The sequence below is a fragment of the Aquamicrobium sp. genome (genome assembly GCF_023954335.1).
Classification (GTDB): Bacteria; Pseudomonadota; Alphaproteobacteria; order Rhizobiales; family Rhizobiaceae; genus Aerobium.
In genome coordinates this window covers 1,908,127-1,930,633 of sequence record NZ_JAMLIE010000001.1, presented here as the reverse complement: position 1 = coordinate 1,930,633, position 22,507 = coordinate 1,908,127, and the positions used below count along the sequence as shown (strand labels likewise).

22 protein-coding genes, 1 tRNA gene, 1 pseudogene and 1 riboswitch are annotated in these 22,507 nt (G+C 68.4%); of the genes and pseudogenes, 14 read left to right on the top strand and 10 right to left on the bottom strand.

Annotated elements, in window-relative coordinates; all coding sequences use genetic code 11:
- Positions 1-62: 62 nt before the first annotated feature.
- The 3 genes from M9945_RS09615 to M9945_RS09605 all read left to right on the top strand — a co-directional run bounded on the left by M9945_RS09615 (position 63) and on the right by M9945_RS09605 (position 3,423).
- A complete protein-coding gene (locus tag M9945_RS09615) occupies positions 63-2,207 on the top strand; it encodes a transglycosylase SLT domain-containing protein (RefSeq protein WP_367944324.1) in 2,145 nt (714 codons plus the stop codon).
- A gap of 79 nt (positions 2,208-2,286) precedes the next feature.
- Positions 2,287-2,772, top strand: coding sequence for a hypothetical protein (locus tag M9945_RS09610; RefSeq protein WP_367944323.1), 486 nt, complete (start codon positions 2,287-2,289; stop codon positions 2,770-2,772).
- Positions 2,773-3,249: 477 nt separating this feature from the next.
- Positions 3,250-3,423, top strand: a complete 174-nt coding sequence (locus M9945_RS09605; protein ID WP_367931334.1) for a hypothetical protein — start codon at positions 3,250-3,252, stop codon at positions 3,421-3,423.
- A gap of 19 nt (positions 3,424-3,442) precedes the next feature.
- On the opposite strand, the gene M9945_RS09600 is transcribed toward M9945_RS09605, so the two are convergent.
- Positions 3,443-4,681 carry an NADH:flavin oxidoreductase/NADH oxidase family protein gene (locus M9945_RS09600; RefSeq protein WP_367944322.1) on the bottom strand — a complete coding sequence of 413 codons (1,239 nt, stop codon included), beginning with the start codon at positions 4,679-4,681 and terminating at the stop codon, positions 3,443-3,445.
- A gap of 88 nt (positions 4,682-4,769) precedes the next feature.
- On the opposite strand from M9945_RS09600, the gene M9945_RS09595 reads away from it, so the two are divergent.
- Positions 4,770-5,237, top strand: a complete 468-nt coding sequence (locus tag M9945_RS09595; RefSeq protein ID WP_367944321.1) for a MerR family transcriptional regulator — start codon at positions 4,770-4,772, stop codon at positions 5,235-5,237.
- Here M9945_RS09595 and M9945_RS09590 read toward each other — a convergent pair.
- Positions 5,234-5,917, bottom strand: coding sequence for a type 1 glutamine amidotransferase domain-containing protein (locus tag M9945_RS09590; protein WP_367944320.1), 684 nt, complete (start codon positions 5,915-5,917; stop codon positions 5,234-5,236). The genes M9945_RS09595 and M9945_RS09590 overlap by 4 nt on opposite strands.
- Before the next feature lie 140 nt (positions 5,918-6,057).
- Here M9945_RS09590 and M9945_RS09585 point away from each other — a divergent pair, with 140 nt between their 5' ends.
- Positions 6,058-9,318 (top strand): NACHT domain-containing NTPase, encoded by a 3,261-nt coding sequence (locus tag M9945_RS09585; RefSeq protein ID WP_367944319.1) that lies wholly within the window; start codon positions 6,058-6,060, stop codon positions 9,316-9,318.
- Between the two features lie 22 nt (positions 9,319-9,340).
- Here M9945_RS09585 and M9945_RS09580 read toward each other — a convergent pair whose 3' ends face one another.
- Complete coding sequence (locus tag M9945_RS09580) at positions 9,341-9,676, bottom strand: hypothetical protein (protein ID WP_367929981.1); 336 nt, start codon at positions 9,674-9,676, stop codon at positions 9,341-9,343.
- Between the two features lie 205 nt (positions 9,677-9,881).
- Between M9945_RS09580 and M9945_RS09575 the strand changes: the two genes are divergently transcribed.
- Positions 9,882-11,993, top strand: coding sequence for a DUF294 nucleotidyltransferase-like domain-containing protein (locus tag M9945_RS09575; protein ID WP_367944318.1), 2,112 nt, complete (start codon positions 9,882-9,884; stop codon positions 11,991-11,993).
- A gap of 28 nt (positions 11,994-12,021) precedes the next feature.
- On the opposite strand, the gene M9945_RS09570 is transcribed toward M9945_RS09575, so the two are convergent.
- Complete coding sequence (locus tag M9945_RS09570) at positions 12,022-12,654, bottom strand: hypothetical protein (RefSeq protein WP_367944317.1); 633 nt, start codon at positions 12,652-12,654, stop codon at positions 12,022-12,024.
- A gap of 315 nt (positions 12,655-12,969) precedes the next feature.
- Between M9945_RS09570 and M9945_RS09565 the strand changes: the two genes are divergently transcribed.
- The 5 genes and pseudogenes from M9945_RS09565 to M9945_RS09545 form a co-directional block, all read left to right on the top strand.
- On the top strand, positions 12,970-13,224 hold the full coding sequence (locus M9945_RS09565; RefSeq protein ID WP_367944316.1) for a DUF4212 domain-containing protein: 255 nt from the start codon (positions 12,970-12,972) through the stop codon (positions 13,222-13,224).
- A 15-nt stretch (positions 13,225-13,239) separates the two neighbouring features.
- Positions 13,240-15,216: a sodium:solute symporter family protein gene (locus tag M9945_RS09560; RefSeq protein ID WP_367944315.1), complete on the top strand. Its 1,977-nt coding sequence runs from the start codon at positions 13,240-13,242 to the stop codon at positions 15,214-15,216.
- A gap of 100 nt (positions 15,217-15,316) precedes the next feature.
- The gene (locus tag M9945_RS09555; RefSeq protein WP_367944314.1) at positions 15,317-15,625 is read left to right on the top strand and encodes a YggT family protein; all 309 of its coding nucleotides are present in this window, start codon (positions 15,317-15,319) and stop codon (positions 15,623-15,625) included.
- A gap of 2 nt (positions 15,626-15,627) precedes the next feature.
- Positions 15,628-15,948: a hypothetical protein gene (locus tag M9945_RS09550; RefSeq protein ID WP_367944313.1), complete on the top strand. Its 321-nt coding sequence runs from the start codon at positions 15,628-15,630 to the stop codon at positions 15,946-15,948.
- Between the two features lie 70 nt (positions 15,949-16,018).
- Positions 16,019-16,111, top strand: a pseudogene (locus tag M9945_RS09545) (GntR family transcriptional regulator); the annotation flags it as partial.
- Positions 16,112-16,240: 129 nt separating this feature from the next.
- Here the strand turns inward: M9945_RS09545 and M9945_RS09540 are convergent.
- Positions 16,241-16,314: transfer RNA gene (locus M9945_RS09540), tRNA-Gly, on the bottom strand.
- 223 nt (positions 16,315-16,537) lie between these two features.
- On the opposite strand from M9945_RS09540, the gene M9945_RS09535 reads away from it, so the two are divergent.
- Positions 16,538-17,326 (top strand): ion transporter, encoded by a 789-nt coding sequence (locus tag M9945_RS09535; RefSeq protein WP_367944312.1) that lies wholly within the window; start codon positions 16,538-16,540, stop codon positions 17,324-17,326.
- Here M9945_RS09535 and M9945_RS09530 read toward each other — a convergent pair.
- Positions 17,323-18,411, bottom strand: a complete 1,089-nt coding sequence (locus tag M9945_RS09530; protein WP_367944311.1) for a 2'-deoxycytidine 5'-triphosphate deaminase — start codon at positions 18,409-18,411, stop codon at positions 17,323-17,325. The genes M9945_RS09535 and M9945_RS09530 overlap by 4 nt on opposite strands.
- Before the next feature lie 91 nt (positions 18,412-18,502).
- A riboswitch (SAM riboswitch) is annotated at positions 18,503-18,580 on the top strand.
- Between the two features lie 40 nt (positions 18,581-18,620).
- Between M9945_RS09530 and M9945_RS09525 the strand changes: the two genes are divergently transcribed.
- Both M9945_RS09525 and apaG read left to right on the top strand, forming a co-directional pair.
- Positions 18,621-19,814: an O-succinylhomoserine sulfhydrylase gene (locus tag M9945_RS09525; RefSeq protein ID WP_367944310.1), complete on the top strand. Its 1,194-nt coding sequence runs from the start codon at positions 18,621-18,623 to the stop codon at positions 19,812-19,814.
- A gap of 124 nt (positions 19,815-19,938) precedes the next feature.
- Positions 19,939-20,331: a Co2+/Mg2+ efflux protein ApaG gene (gene apaG / locus M9945_RS09520; RefSeq protein WP_367929973.1), complete on the top strand. Its 393-nt coding sequence runs from the start codon at positions 19,939-19,941 to the stop codon at positions 20,329-20,331.
- Positions 20,332-20,337: 6 nt separating this feature from the next.
- Here the strand turns inward: apaG and M9945_RS09515 are convergent, their stop codons facing one another.
- The 4 genes from M9945_RS09515 to M9945_RS09500 form a co-directional block, all read right to left on the bottom strand.
- Complete coding sequence (locus M9945_RS09515) at positions 20,338-20,616, bottom strand: hypothetical protein (protein WP_367929972.1); 279 nt, start codon at positions 20,614-20,616, stop codon at positions 20,338-20,340.
- Between the two features lie 82 nt (positions 20,617-20,698).
- Positions 20,699-20,857, bottom strand: a complete 159-nt coding sequence (locus tag M9945_RS09510; protein WP_367944309.1) for a hypothetical protein — start codon at positions 20,855-20,857, stop codon at positions 20,699-20,701.
- A 189-nt stretch (positions 20,858-21,046) separates the two neighbouring features.
- Entirely contained in the window at positions 21,047-21,412 is a 366-nt protein-coding gene (locus M9945_RS09505; protein ID WP_367944308.1) for an MliC family protein, read from the bottom strand.
- Between the two features lie 62 nt (positions 21,413-21,474).
- Positions 21,475-22,470: an Hsp33 family molecular chaperone gene (locus tag M9945_RS09500; RefSeq protein ID WP_367944307.1), complete on the bottom strand. Its 996-nt coding sequence runs from the start codon at positions 22,468-22,470 to the stop codon at positions 21,475-21,477.
- Positions 22,471-22,507 lie beyond the last annotated feature (37 nt).

Sequence of the window (22,507 nt, the reverse complement as noted above, 5' to 3'; positions counted from 1 at the left end):
CGGATAGGGTCGTGGCAAACCCGTCCATCGTGTATCTTGTCCGGAACAGGGATCGACACTCCATGCAAGCCAGCCCCTTGGCCAGACCCCTCGCCGCCCCTGCCGCCACCCCCCTCGCCCGGGCGGCGATCGCGAGCCTGACGCTGCTGATGGCGGCGTCGTTCGTGGCACCGGGCCTCGCGCGCGCCGACACCGTCCTGCCGTCCGTCGGGCCGCTGCCCTTCGAGCGCCCCTATGCGAGCGCCAGCGCCGCCGCCATCGACGCCACCATCGCCACCGGCGCGATAGCCGGCCAGGCGGCGGTCAAGGCCGGGCAGCTCGCCACCGGCGGCGCCGTCACCCAGTTGAAGAACGGCCTCGACGCGCTGGCCTCTGGCAATATCGCCCGCGCCCGCGTCGTGCGCGACAACCTGCCCGCCAATTCTCTCGACCGCGCCATCCTGATGTGGGCGATCGCCACCTCGGGGGCCGATGCCGTCGCCAGCGGCGAGATCGCCGAGGCGGCCTACGCGCTGTCGGGCTGGCCGGGCATGGCGCGGCTGCGCGCCAGCTCGGAAAAGGCGATGTACCGCGAGAACCCTGGCCCGCGCACTGTGCTTTCGGCCTTCGGCACCTCGCAGCCGCAGACGATAGAGGGCGCGATCCTGCTGGCGCGGGCGCATCTCGCCACCGGCAACACGGCGCAGGCGCGCGCCGCGCTCGCCCGCTTCTGGCGCACCGAGAAGCTCGATGCCAAGGAAGAGCAGGCGATCATCCGCGAGTTCGGCAAGGTCATCCCCGCCGCCGACCACCGCTTCCGCATGGAGCGCATGCTCTATGCCGACCGCATCTCCTCGGCGGAGCGCGTCGCGGGGCTTGCCGGGGGCGGCGCGCTGGTCAAGGCCTTCGCCGCCGTCACCCGCAACGAGAAGAACGCCAAGGGCCTGATGGACGCGGTGCCGAAGGCGCAGCGCGGGGCAACATGGATCTTCGCCGAATCGCGCCGGCTGCGCCGCGCCGAGAAGCACCGCGAGGCCGCCGCCGTGATGCTGAAGGCGCCGAAGGAGGCCGCCTCGCTGGTCGATCCCGACGCATGGTGGGTCGAGCGGCGGGTGCTGTCGCGCGAGCTGCTCGACCTCGGCGACGCCAGGACCGCCTATCAGTTGGCCGCGGCGCATGCGGCCGAAAGCCCCGCGCTCGCGGTCGACGCCGAGTTCCACGCCGGCTGGTATGCGTTCCGCGGCGCGGGCGACGCCAGGACCGGCGCGCGCCACTTCGCCCGCATCGCCGAGATCGCCGACGGGCCGATCTCGCTGTCGCGGGCCTATTACTGGCTCGGCCGCGCGGCGGAAGCCTGCGGGCCGGGCAATGCGCGCCAGTATTACGAGCGAGCGGCGCAGTACGGCACCGCCTTCTACGGCCAGCTCGCCGCGGCCAAGCTCGGCCGCAGCGCGATCTCGGCCGCCTACCCGTCGCCGTCTGACGCCGACCGGCGCAATTTCGAGAACCGGCAGGCGGTGCAGGCGATCCGCCGGCTGGAGCAGGCCGGCCACGGCCGCCGCGCCGAAGGGCTTTATCGCGGGCTGGCGCAGGAGCTGACGAGCGTCGGCGAGCTCGCGCTGCTCGCCGTCTCGGCCGAGCGGCAGGGCAACCATTTCCTCGCGCTGCGCGTCGGCAAGTGGGCGGCGGCGCGCGGCCTGCCCGTTGGCGCGCTGTCGCACCCGACCGGGGCGATCCCCGCCAACGCCAACATCTCCGGCTCGGGCAAGGCGCTCGCCTACGCCATCGCGCGGCAGGAAAGCGAGTTCAATACCACGGCCCGCTCGGGCGCGGGCGCGCTCGGCCTTCTCCAGCTCATGCCCGGCACGGCAAAGGAAGTGGCGAAGAAGGCCGGTCTTTCCTATTCGCAAGGGCGGCTCACCAGCGACCCCGGCTACAACGCCACGCTCGGCGCGCATTATCTGAGCGAGCAGCTCGGCCGCTTCAACGGCTCCTACGTGCTGACCTTCGCCGGCTACAATGCCGGCCCGCGCCGCGCCCAGCAATGGGCCGAGCGCTACGGCGATCCGCGCGGCAAGCCGGTCGAGCACGTCGTCGACTGGATCGAGCGCATCCCCTTCACCGAGACGCGCAGCTACGTGCAGCGGGTGATGGAGAACTATCAGGTCTACAAGATGCGCCTGACCGGCCGCATGGGCATCGCCGCCGACCTCGTCAACGGCCGCTAGCCCTGGCTTTGCGGCCGGCGATTCCGTCCGGCCGCGAAATGCTCTATTGGCTGGATGACGATTCCCGTCGGAGCAGACCATGAACCGAACCCTCGCCGCCTTCCTGCTCGTCGCCGTTCTCAGCGGGCTCCTGGCGGCGCTGAGCATCGCGCTGACGCTCAAGGGCTACGCCTTCGGCAATCTCGGCCTTTCCCGGCTCGACGGCATCGCCAACGCAGCGACCTTCGTGCCGCTCGCCGCGCTCTACGCGTTCACCGGCGTGCTGATGATGATCCTGCCGCTCAGGGCCGCGGGCTTCGTCCACGCCAACGGCGCGACGCCGGTCTACTCGGCTGCGCTCGTCCTCTTCGCCACCATCGTCGGCGTGCAGGCGGCGCGCTTCGGCTTCGGCAACCGCGCGGCGCTGTGGGTTCTCGTCGACTGGCAGTTCGTGTTCGCGGCGGGAATCGTCGCCGCCCATCTCGCCATGAACGAATTGCGGCGCAACGTGCTGTTGCGCACGCTCTTCTTCGTCGTCTTCGTCGCGGCGACGCTCGCCTGCCTCTACTGGACGTTCCGGCTTTAGCCCTCCCCTTTCGGGGGCGCTGCCAAGCTTGCTCTCTGGGCCTCCGTCAATAAGACGGCTGTGTAACCGATCGTGATGGATCGAAGGACCCGCCGCGCCATTGAAGGCGTCTGTCCGATCCGATAATGCTTCCTTGGCTCTCCGAAGGAGGGCTGGGGCGTCAGAACCCCTCTGACAGCGGCTCAGTGCAGCCGTGAGTGCACGCTCCGATTAGCGTCGGGGAGGCCCGCGCGTATGTCCAGGGAGCGATCCTAAAGGCGCGGGCGCTCTCCTGTCAGAGAGTTCTGAACTCCCCGACTCTAAACCGGCGAGTTTTCAGATGAACGATCCTCATATCTCCCGTTCCCCGGACGACCGGCCTCGCGACACGCTCGTCAGGGCCGGCGGCAGGCCGTCGTCGCTGCTTCTTACGAGGTGTTGAGGCGCAAGGGGCGCGCCGCGCCGGCTGGCCGGCGCGCATAGCGGGGGAAGAAAATCATGATACTGACCATCGAGCTGATGCCCGACGAAGCGGGCGCGCTGCACCGTCTCGGCACCGAGCTGAGTCCGTTGTCGATAGAGGAAGCGGCGGCGTTCGCCATTCGCGAATTCCTGCTCGCGCAAGGCTATCTCGACCTGCCCGGCGACATGGAGACGGCGGGAGAGGCATGAGGCATGAGGCACGCGGTCGTCAGGCCGCCGCCCTCCGCTCCTTCATCCAGCGGCGGTAGCGGCCGGCGCGGCAGCGGGCATCGGCCTGCGAGACGAGCAGCGCCCAGGCCGGCGAGACACCGGGGGCGGTGCGCCGGCGCCGGCTCAGGCGGGTCAGCTGGTACTTGACCGCCGCCATATGCGCCGACGAGGCGAGCTGCTTGTTTCTCCAGGCGATCGGCCTGAGCGCCGGGACGTCCGGCCGACCGAGGCGCCAGTTGCGCGGCAGGTCCGGCGCGATGGCGAGCGCGGTGGCGATGCCGGCCATGGCGACGCCGCCGTCGATCACCCGGTCCGCCACCTCGCGCCGGCGGATGCCGCCCGTGACCATCAGCGGCATGGTCGCGATCGTCGCGATCTCGCGGGCGAAGTCGAGGAAATAGGCCTCGCGCGCCAGCGTGCGCTCGTCGCGGGTCGAGCCCATCATCGCCGGCGCCTCGTAGCTGCCGCCGGAAAGCTCGACAAGATCGACGCCGAGCGGGGCCAGCATCGCCACCACGTCCCGCGCATCCTCCGGCGAGAAGCCGCCGCGCTGGAAATCGGCCGAGTTGAGCTTGACCGCCACCGCGAAGCCGGGCGCGACCGCGGCGCGGATGCCGCGCACGATGTCGAGCAGCAGGCGCGCGCGGTTCTCCAGGCTGCCGCCCCACTTGTCCTGCCGGCGATTCGACAGCGGCGACAGGAACTGGCTGAGGAGATAGCCGTGCGCGGCATGGACCTCGATGCCGGTGAAGCCGGCGCGCTCGGCGAGCAGCGCGGTCGCGACGAAGCCGCGCTCGACCTCGGCGATGTCGGCCGCCGTCATCGCTCGGGGCATCGGGAACTGCCGCGACAGCGCGCCGATGTTCACGGCGATCGCCGACGGCGCCAGCGTCTCCTGCCCGAGCGAGGCGGGCATCTGCCGCCCCGGGTGGTTGATCTGCATCCAGAACTGCGCGCCGCGCGCGCGGCCGGCCTTAGCCCATGCCGCGAAGCGCTCGAGATGGCGCTCGTCCTCCAGCACCACGCCGCCGGGGCCGGTCATGGCGCGGGCGTCGACCATGACGTTGCCGGTGACGATCAGCCCGGCCTCGCCCGCGGCCCACGCCTCGTAGAGGCGTAGCAGCGCGGCGGACGGCGCGTGGTCGTCGTCGGCCATGTTCTCCTCCATCGCGGCCTTGGCGATGCGGTTGGGGACGACGGCGCCGTTGGGCAGCGTCAGCGGGGAAAACAGCGACATGAGCGGCCTCCAGTTCGTGATCTGGACGCTTCCTAACGTTTAAGTTAAGTTGAGGGTCAAGAGGTTTTTTCTCAGAGGCGCGTCGAGCATGAAGATCGGGGAACTGGCGAAGCGGAGCGGCCTCACCCAGTCGCGCATCCGCTTCTACGAGAGCATCGGCCTTCTGAAGACGGTCGAGCGCCGTCCGAACGGATACCGGACCTATCCGCCCGAGGCGGCTGTCGTGCTCGACCTGATCGCGACGGCGCAGAAGGCCGGCTTCAGCCTCGACGAGATCCGCACGCTGATGCCGTCCGATCTGGAGCAATGGCAGCACGGCGCGCTGATCGAGGCGCTGGAACGCAAGGTGGCCGACATCGAGGCGCTGGAAGCGCGGCTCGGCCAGAGCAAGGCGCAGCTCGTCGCGCTCATCGCCGAGATCGAGGCGCGGCCCGACGACATCGACTGCGCCGCCAACGCCCGGCGGGTGCTGACGCGCGTGCTGGGCGACGGGATCGACAAACCGACCATGGCGGCCGGCGACGTCAGGCTCCTCGGCAAGGGCGGCCGCTGTTAGAGGAGGCCCGCGACCTTCTTCGCCGTCGCCCTGGCCGAGAACGGGTTCTGGCCGGTGACGAGCCGCCCGTCGACGACGGCATGCGAGAGGAAGGGCAGGAATGCCTTCTCGTAGCGCGCGCCGCGCCGCTTCATCTCGTCCTCGGCGTTGTAGGGCATCTTCTTCGCGACCCCGGCCAGCACTTCCTCGGTCCACGAAAAGCCGGTGACGCGCCTGCCGGCGACCAGCAGCTTGCCGTCCGACAGCTTCACGTTCAGCAGGCCGCAATAGCCGTGGCAGACGGAGGAGACGATGCCGCCGCGCTCCCAGATGGCGCGCGTGATCCGCTGGAGCCCCTCGTCGTCGGGAAAATCCCACATCACCGCATGGCCGCCGGTGAAATAGATCGCGTCGTAATCCGCCGGGTCGATCTCGTCGGACCGGGCGGTCGATTTCAGCAGCGCCATGCATGCCTTATCGGCGAGCCACGCCTTCGCCGAGGCATCGAGAAGCGGCCATTTGAGGGCGCGCGGCTCCAGCGGCGACGAGCCGCCCTTCGGGCTGACGATGCGCTGCTCGTAGCCCCTCTCGGCGAAGATGTCCCAGGCATGCGTCAGCTCCGATAGCCACAAGCCGGTCGGCTCGGACGGGTCGGCATAATGGGCGACATTGCTGACGACATGCAGAATCCGCTTGCTCATCCTTCGATCCTTCCCGGCCCCGGCTTCCCTCTTGGAACGGATCATAACCTTGAAGCGAAGTTCAGGGTCAAGGCGGGTAAACCCGCGATTTGCGCGGAGGGCGCTTCCGCCGCCGCGAGCACGGCTATAGGCTGGGAGCCATGGAGACACGGTCCGATTCAGAGCCGATGGCTGGCCTTTATGCCGATCCGCGACGTCAGGCGAGGCATGTCTTCCGCGGCTACGACTACCAGATCGCGCGCAGCATCCGTGCCTGGCTCGACCTCGGCGACGTCGAGAGGTTGGTGCTGGAGGGAGCCGAGGATTTCGACCGGCTCGCCGGCGAGGACGCGGCGCTCAACCAAGCCCGCGAGACGGCCGGCTCGGGCAACATCACGCTTCGCACGAAAGGCGTGATCGCGGCGATCAACGATTTCTGGACGCACCGCGAGCGGAACCGCCAATACCGCATCCGCTACCATTACTGGACGACCTCCGGCATCGGAATCGAGCGCGGCCGGCCTTTCGGCAAGGTACGCGCCGGGCTGCGGCTCTGGTCGGCGATCCGCGCCGCGCCGCAGGCGGACACCTCACTCGCCGATGCCGGGCTGATCGCGGCGTTCCTGCGCGCGCAGCCGGACATCCGGCCCGAGATCAGATCGTACCTCGACACGGCGGCGCCGGCCAAAATGATCGAGCGGCTGATCCTGCCGATCGAATGGAGCACGAGGGAAAGCCGCGAAGACCTGCGCGCGCAGATCGACTATCAGCTGGTCAGGCACGGCGAGACGTTCGGCGTATACCCGCAGGACGCGCAGAAGGCATATGACGCGCTCTACTGCGCCGCGGTCGAGGCGGCCCGCACCGACAACGCCCCGCCCCTGACCAGGGCGGAGCTGCTGCGCGTTTTCCAGGACGCGACGTCCAGCCGGGTGCCGTTCCGGGAGCAGAGGGCGGCCGGGCGCATGGACGAGGCGCTTCGCCGCGAGGCCGAGGCACGGCTGCGGCGGCATGTCGTCGCCGCCAACCGCTCCTTCTCGATCTTCGGCGTGACCCGGCTGCTTTCGATGGACACGGCATGGGTCGACCTGCCGATCATCGTCCCGATGATCGCGGAGACGGGTAAGCCGGCGACGATCGAGGAGATACGGGCGTTCCACAGGGACGGCGGCTATGAGGCGGCCAACATCCTGATCCCGAGCATCGCCAACATCTCCATCGGCCGGTTCTACAGGCATTGCGTCGTCGTCGGCGGCCCCGGCCTCGGCAAGAGCATGCTGACCCGCAAGCTGGCGCTGGCCTATGCGCGGGACGGTTTCCCGGTCGTCCGGGTGGACGTGAAGGCGCTGGCGCTGCCCCTCAGCCGCGGCGCGACGTTCCTCGAAAGCGTGCTGACGCTCGGCCTCCACGATTCCGGCGTCTCCCCCGAGGCGATCGCGCCGGCCTTCCTCGCATCCGGCGTGCTGCTGTGCGACGGGCTCGACGAGGCCGGCGACGCGCAGGACCTCATCGCCCGCCACCTCGCCGCGTTCTGCGAGAGCCATCCGGGCTGCCGCGCGGTCGTCACCACGCGGCCGATCGGCTACGAGACGCCGCACCTCGCCGGCTGGCGCCATTACGAGATGCTGGCGCTCGATCCCTCCCGCGCGGGGGACCATGTCGAGCGCCTTCTCGCCGGCATCCATCCCGACGCGCCCGCCGAGCGGCGCGCCGTTCGTGCCTTCGTCGAGCGGCAGCTCCGGCGCAACCGCGACAGCGAGCTGCTGACCCACAGCCCGCTGCTCCTCGGCTTCGCCGTGCTGCTCGGCATGCATCGGGTGGAGTTCGGCGACGGCCGGACCGACCTTTACACGCGCGTGTTCGAGCGGATCGAGCAGGCGCCGAATGCGCGCGTCGACGCCCGGCCTCTGGGAAGCCTCGCGATCCGCTGCGCCGAGGTGCTGGGCTGGGTGCTGACCACCAATCCGGGCGCACGGCTGGGCCGGGTCCGCGCCCAATGCGCAGACATTCTCGCCGACGAGCTCGGCGTATCACGGCTCAAGGCCGAGACGGCGTTCGAGGAATGCCTCGCCTTCTGGCAGCAGACCGGGCTGGTCGAGCGGGTGCGCCATGCCGGCGAGGAGATGCTGCTGTTCGTCCACAAGACGCTGGGCGAATATGCAGGCGCGCGCTATCTGGCGAGCCTTCCGGCCGGGGCACGCGATGCCGCGATCCTCGCCCAGGCGCGTCATGCCGCCTCCATCGAGCTGCTCAACTTCGCTGGCAGCCTCGGCCTCGCCGCGCCCGTCGCCCGCGCCCTGCTGGCGCAGGGCGACGAAGGCGGGCCGCAGTCCGTGCGGATCGGCCAGTGCCTTTCCCTGATCGCGGACGGCGGCGGCGAGCTGCCGGCAGCGCTCGTGGCGGAAATCCTGGACGCGGCCTTCGCGCTCGTCCTCTCGGCATCAACGGCAGCCGGTCTCGCCTGCCCGCCGCTGCTGCGCGCCGCGAAAGCCTTTCCGGACGAGGTTGCGCAGCGGGCAAGCGCCTTGCGCGACGACCCGCGGAACTGGGTTCAGCTTGCCGCCTGGGCCTGCCTCGCGACGGCCGGGCCGCGGCACTACGACCTCGACGCCCTCGCCGCCCTGTTTCTCGACCTGCCGGCGCTCGGCATGCATCCCGAGGATTTCGGCCCGCCGCCGGACTCGACGGCGCGCGACGACGTGCAGGACCTCGCCATCGCCTGCGCGTCGGCGATGTTCGGGGAATTCCTCAGGGAACTCCCCGCCGAAAGGAGCAACGCGCTTCTCGCCGCCCTCACCGCGAAGATCAGCGAGGGGACAACTCCCCCGCCGGTCAGGTTCAACCGCAATGTCATCGCGCTGTACCGTTCCGCCGGCCGCGACGAGGATGCCGACCGGGTGATCGCCCGCTGGGACGTCTTCGCCCCGGAGCGGCTGGCGCGCCGGGCGAGGCAGCAGGAGCGGGTGCTTGAGATGGTTCTCGATCTCCTCCCCGGCGGGGCGGAGGACGCCGCCCCCGCAGAGGAGCTGGCGGACGCCCATGCCCCCTTCCTGCATCTCGGCGCGTTCCTCAAGGCGAGCGGCTACTGGAATACGCCGAGCAACGATCTGGAGGACTGGCAGAAGCCCCGCCGCCGCGAGGCAGCGCGCGCGGTCATCGAGGCGCTCGTCACGCTCACCGGCATCGATCGCGCCGGGCTCGGCACGGACGTGCAAAGGCTGCGGGCCGAGATCGCGGCGCAGCCCGAGGCCGCCCTGCCGCGCGCATTGAGGGTGGCGGGCTACATCGACATCGCCGAAGCCGACTACGGCCGCGCCCGCGCGCTCGGCCTGTCGCCCGCCCTCGTCGAAAAGGCGGCGCGGCATCCTTCTTTCTGGATCGCGGCGGCGGCGGAGCGAATCCTCAAGGAACTCAAGGCCTAGCCAGGACTGCCGCGTGGCGACGCTACGGCAAATGGCCGCTCAGGCCGAACAGCATCATGACAAACGAAAGCGCGAAGAGGCCGACCGCCGCGCCCAGCACGATCCACGCATAGAATACGTAGACCTCGCGCATCACCGTGCGGAACACCTTCTGCGCCGCGGCATCGATCGGGCGGGTCTTTTCGTCGAGGTAGAGCCAGACCTCCGTGCGTCTGGGGTTCGTGGTGCCGGCAGTCAGCGCCTTCCACATCAGCACCGCCGCCATCATCAGCGCCATGAACGCGCCCGACCGGAAGGCGGATACGGGGTTGAAGGAAAAGCCAACCATGACGCAGCCGATCGCGAGCGAACCGAACATGACCGCCCGCCCGACGCACTGCAATGCGATCCGCCTGATCTGGCCCATCTGTCGCCTCAGCCGCAAACCTAGAATGACCGAGGCCAGGGCCGGCTTCAAGTCACAATAGGGAGACGATGCCGCGTGACTCCGGCCTTGTCGCTGCGTTCGGGCCTGCTCTATGCTGCCGATGGCCGGGCTTTCGGCGATCTCTGGGAGACGGAAAATGAAGCCTGCTACCGGCGCGACACCGCTGATCGCAATCGCCGGGATTGCCGTCGACACGGAAACGACCGGACTGGATGCAACCAGGGCCCGCATCCTGCAGATCGGCGCTGTCGGCATCTCGGGCGGCAAGATCGAACCGGAGCGCAGCTTCGATGTTCTGGTCGATCCCGGCGAAGCCGTCCCGCCGGCCTCCTCCCGCATCCACGGCATCACGGACGACCGGCTTGTCGGCCAGCCGGATTTCGCCGCGGCATGGACACGGTTCCAGGACTTCGCCGGCACGCGCGTGCTGGTCGGCCACTCCATCGGCTTCGACCTGGCGGTGATGGAGCGCGAATGCCGTGCCGCAGGATTGCCGTGGATCAAGCCGCGCGCGCTGTGCACCCGACTTCTCGCGAGCGTCGCGAATCCCAACCTCGCGGACCATTCGCTGGAGATGGTCGCCGGCTGGCTCGGCGTGGAGATCGCCGACCGGCACACCGCCCTTGGCGATGCGGCGGCGGCGGGAGAGGTGTTCGTCGCGCTGCTGCCAGAACTGCGCAAGCGCAACGTGCGCACGCTGGGCGAAGCGGAACTCGCCTGCCTCGCCCTGTCGCGCGATCTCGAGGCCGGCCATCGCGCGGGCTGGGTCGAGCCGGTGTCGCGTCCCCGGCCGCCCGCCTTCCAGTCTGTCGACCCTTACGCATACCGCCATCGCGTCGGCAGCCTCATGAGCCATCCGCCGGTCGTGGTGAAGGAAGAAGAACCCCTGCGCCGGGTCGTCGAACTGATGACAGGCCGCAAGATCAGCTCGGTGCTGGTGTCCGGGCCCGGCCGGCCGGACCAGCCCGTTGCGGATTACGGCATCGTCACGGAGCGCGACGTGATGAGGCAGATCGCCGGCGGCGGCAGCGACGCGCTGGACGTGCCGGCCGGCGCCATCGCCTCGCGGCCGCTCGCCAGCGTCCGTGCCGACGCCTTCGCCTACCGCGCCATCGGCCGGATGGACCGGCTGAAGATCCGCCATCTCGCCGTGCGCGACGATGCCGGCATGCTGGCCGGCGTCCTGTCGGCGCGCGATCTCCTGAGGCTGCGCGCCGCCGCCGCGATCGATCTTGAAGACAGGATCGAGCACGCCGCGGATGCCGCCGGACTCGCCGACGCCTGGGCGATGCTGCCGGGCGTCGCGCGCGCGTTGCTCGCCGAGGAGATCGACCCGCGCATCATCGCCGAGATCGTCAGCGAGGAATTGCGCGCGCTGACGCGCCGGGCCGCCGTCCTCGCCGAGCAGGCGATGCGGGCGGAGGGACACGGCGCGGCGCCCTGCCCTTACGCCGTGCTGGTGCTCGGGTCCGGCGGACGCGGGGAAAGCCTTCTGGCGCCCGATCAGGACAACGCGATCGTTTTCGCGCAGGGCGAGCCGGACGGCGCCGAGGACCGATGGTTCGCGGCGCTCGGCGCCAGGCTAGCCGACATCCTCGACGCGGCCGGCGTGCCCTACTGCAAGGGCGGGGTCATGGCCAGGAACGCCGCCTTTCGCGGCAGCCTCCGGACATGGACGGAGCGCATAGACGGATGGATTCGGCGGCTGCGGCCGGAAGACCTGCTCAACGTCGACATCTTCTACGACCTGAAACCCGTGCATGGCGACGCGGCGCTGGGCGAGGCGCTTTTCGGACACGCCTATGCGCGCGGCCATGCGGAGCCGACCTTCGCGAAGCTTCTGGGCGAGCAGATCGCGGCCGGCAATCCCTTCACGTTCATGGGCGGGCTGCATCTCGAGGACGGCCGGCTCGACGTCAAGATGCACGGCCTGTTCCCGATCGTCGCGGCGGCGCGCGCCCTGGCGATCCACCATGACATACGGGCTGTGAGCACGCGTGCCCGGCTCGAGGGGCTGCTGTCTCTCGACATCGGCGGCAAGGAAGACATGAAGGCGATGCTCGCCGGTCACGTTTTCCTGATCGGCCTGCTGCTCGACCAGCAGATCCGCGACATTTATGCGGGTGTTCCCGTCTCCAACCGCGTCGAGCCCGCAGCGATCCGGCGCGAGGAACAAGCCGAGCTGAAGGCGCTGATCCGGCGTCTCCAGTCGATGCCGCAACTGGTGCGCGACCTGATGTTCCGTTGAGCGGGATCGCCGTTCCGACGCCGATCCTTCAATCCCGGCTGGAACCGAGGAGATCGTCCAGCAGCGCCGGAGCATCGACCGCGTCCAGGAAATCGGAATGAAAGCGCAGCAGGTTCATGCGCAGATTGTTGAAGATGTAGTCGTAGTCGTTGGTCACGATGCTCTCGTGGATCGGCAGCGCCTGAAACACCAGCCTTGCCAGCGGGTCGGGAATGGCGCGCACCGGGCGCGGCGCTGCGAATTGCGTCGCCTGAAGCCGCTCGTCGACGAGGGCCGCCGCCTCGTCCCGGAAACTCGCAGGAAGACCGTCCGGTACGGGATGGCGCGAGAAGACCGCCCGGCACGTCGCGCCCAGCGCTTGCGGCAGCGCGCGCTGGCGCAAGCCGGCGGGCTCGCGCAAGACGCCTTCCACCATTTCTGCGAGCATGCCGACGGCGGGAGGAAACGCCTTCCAGTTCGCCTTGCCGAGCTGCTCGATGAATTCCTCCTCGCTGAACAGCTTCTGCCAGTAGACGCCGGCGCGCACGCGGCAGAACTCCACCACGCATTTCTGGCACATGAAGGCGGCCCGGCTGTCGATGAAATCGGCCAGCCTGTCGGCGCGATCAATCGGCGCAGCGCGTCCGAAGAGGCTGGAGCCCAGCCTGTCGAGCAATCCCATGCGTGTCGGTCTCCTCCCGGTCGGGCGCCTGATCCTAGCTCCGCACCCGCAATCGCGCCAGCCGGTTCCCCGGATTCCCGCAGGCATCTGCAAGGCTGGCCGTGTGGAAAACCGGAATCGAAGCCAAATGACAAGATAACCAACAGATGGTAGCAATCGATTTGTCGATGGGGCCACGGGTCTGAAGATTGACGTGTGAGTCTTCAACGGTATCCGCGAGACTCTTGCTAGGAGGGCATGTCTTTCGGGTTTATCAACAGCATCTGTGCCGGTCGAGGAGAGGACCGGGGATCAAAGGGAGGATAGGTACCGCGAATGAGCACTTCGGATCGCGCACGGCATTGGGAAAAAACAAGAAGCCTTATGTACATCATGCTGGGTCTGTGGGTCTTCTTCGGATTCATCATCCACATGTTCGTCAATGCGCTGAACAAGATCGTCATCCTCGGTTTCCCGCTCGGCTTCTACATGGCCGCGCAGGGCTCGCTGATCGCGTTCGTCGTCATGCTGTTCGTCTTCGCCAGGAAGCAGAACGCCATCGACGAGGAACACGGCGTCGCTGAAGACTGATCGGGGGAGACGACAATGGCAACAACTTCGGGCGGCGACAGCTTCACCGCCAATCTCAACAAGGTGTACACGATGTACACCGGAGGCTTCATCGTCTTCATCATCCTGATGGCGATCCTGAACGCCATGGGCGTGCCGAACGTCATCATCGGCTACCTGTTCGTGGCCTTCACCATCCTGATCTACGCGGTGATCGGCATCATGAGCCGCACCATGCAGGTCGGCGAATACTACGTGGCAGGCCGGCGCGTCCCGGCCATCTACAACGGCATGGCGACGGGCGCGGACTGGATGTCCGGCGCGTCCTTCGTCGGCATGGCCGGCACGCTCTACCTTCTCGGCTACAACGGCCTCGCCTTCGTGCTTGGCTGGACCGGCGGCTACGTGCTGGTGGCGATCCTCGTCGCGCCGTTCCTGCGCAAGTTCGGCGCCTACACCGTGCCCGACTTCCTGTCGGCGCGCTACGGCGGCAACCTCGCCCGCTTCGTCGGCATCGTCGTGCTGTTCTCGTGCTCGTTCACCTATGTGGTGGCGCAGATCTTCGCGACCGGCATCATCGCCTCCCGCTTCCTCGGCCTCGACTTCACCTTCGCGGTCTATGTGGGTCTGGCCGGCATCCTGGTCTGCTCGATGCTCGGCGGCATGCGCGCCGTGACATGGACGCAGGTCGCCCAGTACATCGTGCTGATCATCGCCTACCTGATCCCGGCGATCTGGATGTCGACGGTCATGACCGGCGTGCCGATCCCGCAGCTCATGCAGGGCCAGGCGTTGCAGAACATCGTCGCGCTCGAGCAGGCGCAGGGCATCGCGGTGAGCCACATCACGCCGTTCGTTTCGGGCGGCTACGATGCGCTCAACTACTTCCTGCTCATCCTGTGCCTGATGGTCGGCACGGCTTCGCTGCCGCACATCCTGATGCGCTACTTCACCACGCCGTCGGTGCGCGAGGCGCGCGCTTCGGTGGCATGGTCGCTGCTGTTCATCTTCATCCTCTACTTCACGGCGCCGGCCTACGCCGCCTTCGCGAAGTGGACGATGCTGGAGCTGGTGCAGAGCGGGCTCACGCCTGACAACATCGCCGACAAGGCGGGCTGGATGCTGAACTGGGCCCAGGCCGACGGCGCGCTGGTACGCATCTGCGGCCAGGCCGCGGTCAGCGTCGAGGCGATCGCGGCGGCATGCTCGGCGCAGGGGGTGGAGCAGATCGCCTTCTCCAACATCGCGCTCAACGCCGACATGATCGTGCTGGCGACACCGGAAATGGCGGGCATGCCCTATGTCATCTCCGGCCTGGTGGCGGCAGGCGGTCTGGCGGCGGCTCTGTCGACCGCGGACGGCCTGCTTCTGGCCATCGCCAACGCGCTCAGCCACGACATCTACTACAAGATGATCGACCCGAACGCGCCGACATCGCGCCGGCTGATCGTGTCGCGCGTGCTGCTGGTGCTGGTGGCACTCGCGGCGGCCTATGTCGCCTCGACGCGGCCGGCCGACATCCTCGCCATGGTGTCGTGGGCGTTCTCGCTGGCGGCGGCGGGCCTGTTCCCCGCCCTCGTTCTCGGCGTGTGGTGGAAGCGCACCAACGGCACGGGCGCGGTGGCGGGCATCATCGCCGGCTTCGGCATCTGCCTCTACTATCTGCTCGGCACCCGCTACGGCGCGGTCGGCTTCGTGGAGACGTGGAGCTGGCTGTCGAGTGCGACGCCCGAGCAGATGGCACGCTTCGCCGAGCTCAAGGCGGCCTACGCGGCAGCCACCGGCGATGCGCAGGCAGCGGCGTGGACCGCGCTCGACAGCTATGCCCAGACCATCGCGAGCTGGTGGGGCGTGAAGAACCTGTCGGCGGCCGCCTTCGGCCTGCCGGTGGGCTTCGCGGTCATGATCGCCGTCTCGCTGATGACCAGGGCCCCGTCGAAGGAGATGCAGGACTTCATCGACGAGCTGCGCGTCCCGCGCGGCAAGACGCTGATGGAGGAAAAGACGGCATAGCGCCGTCGGTCGCGAAACAAGGCGGGGTCCGGCGACGGACCCCGCTTTCCTTGTCCCCGGACACGGTCAATGGATTTCCCCTCCGGTTTCTGGCGTGCGAATGACTTTCTGGTCCTACTGGTATTTCCACATCCCCAATTTCGTGCTCGCGGCGCTGATGTACACGCTGCTCGGGCGCATGGTGCTCGGCCTGTTCGTGCCGGCGGACTGGGACAACTACATCTGGCGCTTCTTCCGGCGCGTGACCGATCCATACCTCAGGCTGGTCCGTTTCATCACGCCCTCCGTGCTCAGCCACGGCGTGGTGATGACGTTCGGCGTGCTGTGGCTGATGCTGGCGCGGCTGGGCTGGTTCCTCATCCTGCTTCGGTTCGGCCTCGCGCCCGTCGCCGGCGGACAGGGGAGCTGACGATGAACAGGAACGCCCTCGTCCCGATCATGGCGGTCGCCATCGTCAACGGCATCTTCTCGCCATGGTTGCTGGCCGTCTTCGTGCTTTATCCGATCTGGTATCCGGCATGGCTGCCGCAATACGCCCAGCTCGTCTACATGGCGAGCGCGCTGATCCTGTCGACGCTGACGATCATGGTTTCCGGCGTTCCGGCCGCCATCCACGAGCGGATCAGCGGCGGGGCCAACCCGGCCCTGACGACGTCGCTGTGGCTGGCGGGCGCGCTCGTGCTCACCGTGCCGGCCCTGCCCAACGTGATGCTGGCGCTGGGCCTGCGCTAGGGAGCCCTCCCTCAAGCTGGCAAGACGGCGCGACGGCTCTCGCCGCGAACGACCGCGCCGCCTCTGCCATCTGATCGCCGACCGCTCGGGCCATATAGACCGCCTGCGGCGGCTGAGCCTGCCCGATCCCGGCAAGGTAGCCGAGGTGATCCGGCGACACCGTGACAGCGCGGCGGCTGAAGGGTTTCGGGTTGCAGGGCGCAGCATCCGCCCGCACGACGGCGGCTTCGGGCAAGCGCGGCCGGGAAATCGCGGCTTCAGGCGGATTTCAATGGGCGTCCGCGGAAGCACCTGGAGCGGGCGAAGGGAATCGAACCCTCGTCTGGAGCTTGGGAAGCTCTCGCTCTACCATTGAGCTACGCCCGCGCGCCGCACATAGATCGCGGGCGCGGGGCTTTCTGTCAAGCGGCAACTTGATCCGTCCCGCGCGGCATCGGGAGCGACGGGCATCGCGGCGAATGCCGCTTCGGTGCCCCATTCGTCGGTATCAACCGCATTCGTGCGGCGCCGGACGATTCCGTCCGGCGGCAAAATGCTCTAGGAATCCGCGACACCCGATCCACCCCTGTCCCGCCGGAGAAACCGTCCCGTGGATGCGCTAAAAACGCTCATCGAATCGCGCCGCTTCGAGGCGACGATCGTCGCCCTCATCATCGTCAACGCGATCACGCTCGGGCTGGAGACCTCGCCGGCGGCGGTCGCCCGGTTCGGCCCGCTGCTCTCCTTCCTCGACACCGCGATCCTGACCGTCTTCGTCGCCGAGCTCGCCGCCCGCTTCCTCGTCTATCGCGTCGCCTTCTTCCGCGATCCGTGGAGGGTATTCGACCTCCTCGTCGTCGCCATCGCGCTGGTGCCGGCGACGGGGAACCTGTCCGTCCTGCGGGCGCTGCGCATCCTGCGTGTGCTGCGCCTCGTCAGCGTCGTGCCGTCGCTGCGCCGGGTGGTCAGCGGGCTGGTGCGGGCGCTGCCGGGGATGGGGTCGATCGTCCTGCTGCTCGGCCTCGTCTACTACGTGTTCGCAGTGATGGCGACGACGCTCTATTCCGCCACGTTCCCGGAGACCTTCGGCTCGATCGGCGCGTCGGCCTACACGCTGTTCGAGATCATGACCATGGATTCGTGGTCGACCGGCACGGTGCGGCCGATGATGGAGACCCACCCCTATGCATGGCTGTTCTTCCTGCCCTTTATCATCGTCACCAGCTTCGCCGTGCTCAACCTGTTTATCGGCATCATCGTCTCGGCGATGGAGGAGGAGCATGAGAACGCCGCCGCGCAGGACCGCTCGGCGCTTCAGCAGGAGCAGGAGGCGATCCTCGCCGAGATCAGGGCGCTGCGCGAGGAGATGCGGGCACTGCGGGTGGAAGGCGGACGCTAGGCGCGGAAATGCTTGGACAGCTTCAACCCCTGCGCCTGATAGTTGGACTTCATGTCCGCGCCGTAGAGCCGGTCCGGCCGGGCGAGCATGTGCTCGTAGACGAGGCGGCCGACGATCTGCCCGTCTTCGAGGATGAACGGCACCTCGTGGCTGCGCACCTCCAGCACGGCGCGCGCGCCGGTGCCGCCGGCGGCCGAATGGCCGAAGCCGGGATCGAAGAAGCCGGCATAATGGACGCGGAACTCGCCGACCAGCGGGTCGAACGGCGTCATCTCGGCGGCGTGAAGCGGCGGCACGTGCACGGCCTCGCGGCTGACGAGGATGTAGAACTCGTCCGGGTCGAGGATCAGCTCGGGGCGGCCGCGCGCATGGAGCGGCTCCCAGAAATCGTCGACGTCCTGCGCCGCGCGCTTGTCGACGTCGACGACCGCGGTGTGATGCTTGGCGCGGTAGCCGATCAGCCCGTCGGCGTTGCCGGTCAGGTCGATGGACAGCGCGATGCCGCCGCCGGAGATGTTCGGCGCTTCCGAGGCGACCAGCGTCTCGGCGGCGTGGAGGCCGTGCAGCTCGTCCTCGGACAGGAGGGCATGGCCCTTGCGGAACCGCACCTGCGACAGGCGCGAGCCTTCGCGCACGACGATGGGGAAGGTGCGCGGGCTCACCTCCATGAACAGCGGGCCGGCGTAACCGGCCGGGATCTTGTCGAATTCCTGCGCATGGTCGGCCATGACGCGGGTGAAGATGTCGAGCCGGCCGGTCGAGCTCTTGGGGTTGGCCGAGGCGGAAATGTCGGCGGGCAGCGCCAGCCGCTCCTGAAGCGGCACGACATAGACGCAGCCCGTCTCCAGCACCGCGCCGTTCGTCAGGTCGATCTCGTGCAGCTTCAGCCGCTCTAACTTGCCGGCGACGTCGCTCGACGGCCCCGGCAGGAAGCTGGCGCGCACGCGATAGGCCTTGGCGCCCAGCCGCAGGTCGAGGCTGGCCGGCTGGATCTGGTCGGCGTCGAGCGGGCGGGCGGCCATCAGCGCGCCGGCCGAAAACAGGCCGGCAATGTCGCGATCCGGCAGGATGCCTGTGGTGCGCACGCGCGTTTCTCCCTCCATGTCCCGCTGGATAACGGGCAATGAGGTTTAGCGCGGATGGCGATTGACGCAAGCCGAAGGCAGGCGTAAAGGGGCTTTATCCCGTGGTGATTTGCCGGTCGGCTTGCAGCCACGTTAAACAAGTCGCTAAAGGGACCGAGAGGAAACCGGCGCGCGACTTGCGGCCGGTTTTTTTGTGTCTGGAGAGGGCGATGACGAACGAGACGAAGCGCAACTGGAAACCCGCAACCGCGATGGTCCATGCCGGCACGATGCGCTCGCCCTACGGGGAGACCTCGGAGGCGCTCTACCTGACGCAGGGCTATGTCTACGACACGGCGGAAGGGGCCGAGGCCCGCTTCAAGGGCGAGGAGCCGGGCTTCATCTATTCGCGCTACGCCAACCCGACCGTCGACATGTTCGAGAAGCGCATGTGCGCGCTGGAGGGCGCCGAGGACGCGCGCGCCACGGCGTCGGGCATGGCCGCGGTTGCGGCGGCGCTCCTGTGCAGCGCCAAGGCGGGCGACCACGTGATCGCGGCGCGCGCGCTGTTCGGCTCCTGTCGCTGGGTGGTCGAGACGCTGATGCCGCGCTACGGCATCGAGGCGACGCTGGTCGACGGCCGCAGCCTCGACGAATGGAAGGCCGCCGTGCGGCCGAATACGAAGCTGTTCTTCCTCGAAAGCCCGACCAACCCGACGCTCGAGGTGGTGGACATCGCGGCGGTGGCGGAAATCGCCAACGAGGCGGGCGCGCGGCTGGTGGTCGACAACGTCTTCGCCACGCCCTTGCAGCAGAAGCCGCTGGAGCTCGGCGCGCATGTCGTCGTCTATTCGGCGACCAAGCACATCGACGGCCAGGGCCGCTGCCTCGGCGGCATCATCCTGTCCGACAAGGCGTGGATCGAGGAGGAGCTGCACGACTATTTCCGCCACACCGGGCCGTCGCTGTCGCCGTTCAACGCGTGGACGCTGCTGAAGGGGCTGGAAACGCTGCCGCTGCGCGTCGCCCACCAGACGCAGGCCGCCGCGCGCATCGCCGACCATCTCGCCCGGCACAAGGCGGTGTCGCGCATCATCTATCCCGGCCGCGACGACCACCCGCAGGCCGACATCGTGGCCAGGCAGATGACCGGCGGCTCGACGCTGATCTGCTTCGACGTCAAGGGCGGCAAGGACAACGCCTTCGCGCTGCTGAACGGGCTGGACATCATCAAGCTCTCCAACAATCTCGGCGACGCCAAGAGCCTGATCACCCACCCGGCGACGACGACGCACAAGAACCTGACCGACGAGGCGCGCGAGACGGTCGGCATCCTCGGCGGCACGTTGCGCCTGTCGATCGGGCTGGAGGACGTCGACGACCTGATCGAGGACCTCGACCGGGCGCTGGCCAAAGCCGGATAAGACGCGAAGCCGGCGTGGCAGTCACAGTTTCGCCATGCCGGCTTGTCCAATTCCAGGAAGGGCGGCACACCGGCCGTCTGTCCAAGAAGGGCGGCATGCCAGCCGCCGGCCGTGGATCGGGAAAATGTACCGCAGCGTGACGCGCAATATCGAGGTGGCCGTCGAGCCGTTCTATCTGGAGGCGAAGTCCGATCCGGAGGAGCAGCGCTATGTGTGGGGCTATCGCGTCACCATCGCCAACCATTCGGACGACCCGATCCAGGTGCTGGCGCGCCACTGGCGCATCACCGACGGGCTCGGCCGCACCGAGGAGGTGCGTGGGCCCGGCGTCGTCGGCGAGCAGCCCGAGCTCGATCCCGGCGACAGCTTCCAGTACACGTCGGGATGCCCGCTGCGCACGCCGTCGGGCTTCATGGCCGGCAGCTATACGGTGCGGAACGGCGCGGGCGATTTCTTCGAGATCGAGATTCCGGCCTTCTCGCTCGACCTGCCGGACAGCGGCCGGCTGGTGAACTGAGCGCGATCAGCCGTCCTCGTCCTCGGCGAAGGCCGGCCCCTCCTCCCCTTCGGGAAACAGCTCCGTATTCATCAGCGCGCGGCCGAAGCGGTAGAGGATGTCGGCGGCCAGCGGCCGGCGCTCGGCGAGCAGCCGGTTGTAGGCCTTGCCGGCATTGAAGTTCATGCGGCGATGCGCCTGCGGATCGATCTCGTGAATCGCCTGTGCGAGGCAGATCGCGATCTCGCAGACGGCTTCCGCCGTCTCCTCGCGCATCTCGGCGCGCGTTGCATATGTTTCCGCCATCGCTCGGCCCGCAAATCCGGCTTCCCTGCCGGCTCCCTCGGGCCGATGATGCACATCAGGCGTTGACCATTGATTAAGGCTGTCAGCGGGTGAAGGCGCGCGCGCAGCCGCCGGCGGTCTCCTGACAGGCCACCTTCGCCCCTTCGGGCCTGATCATCCTGTCCGACTGCTTCACCAGCGCCGAGAACAGCAAGGCGAAAGCCGCGGCCGCGGCAACGATCGAGATCATCCTGTATGTCATGGCGCACCGCCGGATCGCTCCGGCTTCTGTTCTCCCGCAATCCCGGACGGAAAGGCGCTTCACGCCTTTCCCCGAATTGCTCCATGCGCCCCCGCGCCACCGATTGACAAGGCGACAGCATGCCGCCTCAGGCGTTCACGAATGCTTTCCGCGCCGGTTAACCATAGTGGCGAGGGAAGCCGGCCGGTCCTATCCGGCGGCCCGGCAGCTTTCCGCAGGCGTGTCCTCGCCGCCCTCGCCCATCAGATCGTAGAGGTCGGCCGCCTCGCCCTTGCTCCACCAGACATGGCGTCCGCCCGCATAGCGCGCGCCCGAGCCCGAGACGACATTGGCGGCGACCACGGTCTCGCCGTCGATGTCGAGAACGGCGAGCGAGACGGTGCCGGCGTTGAGACAGGTGACGGCAATGGCGCGGCCGTCGCACTCATAGGCGACGCTTTTCGACTCGACGCCGGCCGCGCCGGTCACGGGAATGGACAGGGTCAGGGAAACCTCGGCGGCCGTGGCCGGCAACGCGACCGAGACGGCCAGTGCCGCGAGGACGGAAAATCGCATGCGAACCTCCTTGCCTGCCCCGCTATGGTGCATGGTCGGGCGGGGCGGCGCAAGGACCGGTTCTATCGCGCGGCGGAAAACTCGGCCGGATCGAACTCATAGTGCTGGGAGCAGAACTCGCACGACACCCGGATCGTGCCGTTCTCGGTGCTCTCGGTGATCTCCTCCGCGGTGAAGCCGTCGAGGATGGCGCGGATCTTCTCGCGCGAGCACGAGCAGTCGTCCTCGATCGCGACGCTGTCGAAGACGCGCACGCCGTGCTCGTGGAACAGGCGATAGAGCAGCCGCTCGGAGCCGACGGTCGGGTCGAACAGCTCGTCGGGCGAGATGGTGCCGAGAAGCGAGCGCACCTCGGCCCAGGCGTCGTCCCCGTCCGCTGCATCGCCGTCATCGCCGTTCGGATCGTCGCCGCCGGGCAGGTCGGCCGCGCGCATGCGCTCGGGCGCCTCGGGCAGGAACTGGGCGAGCAGGCCGCCGGCGCGCCAGTGGGCGACGGGGCCGTCCGCGCCCGGCACGATCTGGCGGGCGACGGAGAGGCGCACGTCGGTCGGGATCTGCTCCGACTGGCGGAAGTAAGTACGCGCGACCTCCTCCAGTGAGGCGCCGTCGAGCTCGACGATGCCCTGATAGCGCTGCATGAAGGCGCCCTGGTCGATGGTCAGCGCCAGCACGCCCTTGCCGAGCAGCTCCTCAGGCGCGGTGCGGCCGGCGGCAACCGCCGCCTCCAGCCGTTCCGCGTCGAAGCGGGCATAGGCACGCAGCGAATGCGGCGTCGAGAAATCGGCGACGAGCAGATCGACCGGTCCGTCGGTGCGGGTCTGGACGATGAACTTGCCCTCGAACTTCAGCGTCGTGCCGAGAAGCACCGTCAACACCATCGCCTCGGCGAGCAGGTTGGCGACCGGCTCGGGATAGCCGTGGCGCGGCAGGATCGCGTCGAGCACCGGGCCGAGCTGCACGGCGCGGCCGCGCAGGTCGAGCGCGTCCACCTCGAACGGAACCACATGGTCGTCGCCGGCGAAGCCGAACTCGCCGAGCCTGATCTCGCTGTCACTCACCTGAATTTTCCTGTACCGGCATGGGCGGGCGGCCGCC

Excerpts from the sequence above, each read along its gene's own strand:
- M9945_RS09560 (WP_367944315.1), top strand. The coding sequence starts at position 13,240 with ATGGCAACAACTTCGGGCGGCGACAGCTTCACCGCCAATCTCAACAAG.
- M9945_RS09550 (WP_367944313.1), top strand. The coding sequence starts at position 15,628 with ATGAACAGGAACGCCCTCGTCCCGATCATGGCGGTCGCCATCGTCAAC.
- M9945_RS09570 (WP_367944317.1), bottom strand. The coding sequence starts at position 12,654 with ATGGGATTGCTCGACAGGCTGGGCTCCAGCCTCTTCGGACGCGCTGCG.
- M9945_RS09605 (WP_367931334.1), top strand. The coding sequence starts at position 3,250 with ATGATACTGACCATCGAGCTGATGCCCGACGAAGCGGGCGCGCTGCAC.
- M9945_RS09515 (WP_367929972.1), bottom strand. The coding sequence starts at position 20,616 with ATGGCGGAAACATATGCAACGCGCGCCGAGATGCGCGAGGAGACGGCG.
- M9945_RS09555 (WP_367944314.1), top strand. The coding sequence starts at position 15,317 with ATGACTTTCTGGTCCTACTGGTATTTCCACATCCCCAATTTCGTGCTC.
- M9945_RS09585 (WP_367944319.1), top strand. The coding sequence starts at position 6,058 with ATGGAGACACGGTCCGATTCAGAGCCGATGGCTGGCCTTTATGCCGAT.
- M9945_RS09510 (WP_367944309.1), bottom strand. The coding sequence starts at position 20,857 with ATGACATACAGGATGATCTCGATCGTTGCCGCGGCCGCGGCTTTCGCC.
- M9945_RS09505 (WP_367944308.1), bottom strand. The coding sequence starts at position 21,412 with ATGCGATTTTCCGTCCTCGCGGCACTGGCCGTCTCGGTCGCGTTGCCG.
- M9945_RS09615 (WP_367944324.1), top strand. The coding sequence starts at position 63 with ATGCAAGCCAGCCCCTTGGCCAGACCCCTCGCCGCCCCTGCCGCCACC.
- M9945_RS09525 (WP_367944310.1), top strand. The coding sequence starts at position 18,621 with ATGACGAACGAGACGAAGCGCAACTGGAAACCCGCAACCGCGATGGTC.
- M9945_RS09610 (WP_367944323.1), top strand. The coding sequence starts at position 2,287 with ATGAACCGAACCCTCGCCGCCTTCCTGCTCGTCGCCGTTCTCAGCGGG.
- M9945_RS09565 (WP_367944316.1), top strand. The coding sequence starts at position 12,970 with ATGAGCACTTCGGATCGCGCACGGCATTGGGAAAAAACAAGAAGCCTT.
- M9945_RS09580 (WP_367929981.1), bottom strand. The coding sequence starts at position 9,676 with ATGTTCGGTTCGCTCGCGATCGGCTGCGTCATGGTTGGCTTTTCCTTC.
- M9945_RS09590 (WP_367944320.1), bottom strand. The coding sequence starts at position 5,917 with ATGAGCAAGCGGATTCTGCATGTCGTCAGCAATGTCGCCCATTATGCC.
- M9945_RS09575 (WP_367944318.1), top strand. The coding sequence starts at position 9,882 with ATGAAGCCTGCTACCGGCGCGACACCGCTGATCGCAATCGCCGGGATT.
- M9945_RS09600 (WP_367944322.1), bottom strand. The coding sequence starts at position 4,681 with ATGTCGCTGTTTTCCCCGCTGACGCTGCCCAACGGCGCCGTCGTCCCC.
- apaG (WP_367929973.1), top strand. The coding sequence starts at position 19,939 with ATGTACCGCAGCGTGACGCGCAATATCGAGGTGGCCGTCGAGCCGTTC.
- M9945_RS09595 (WP_367944321.1), top strand. The coding sequence starts at position 4,770 with ATGAAGATCGGGGAACTGGCGAAGCGGAGCGGCCTCACCCAGTCGCGC.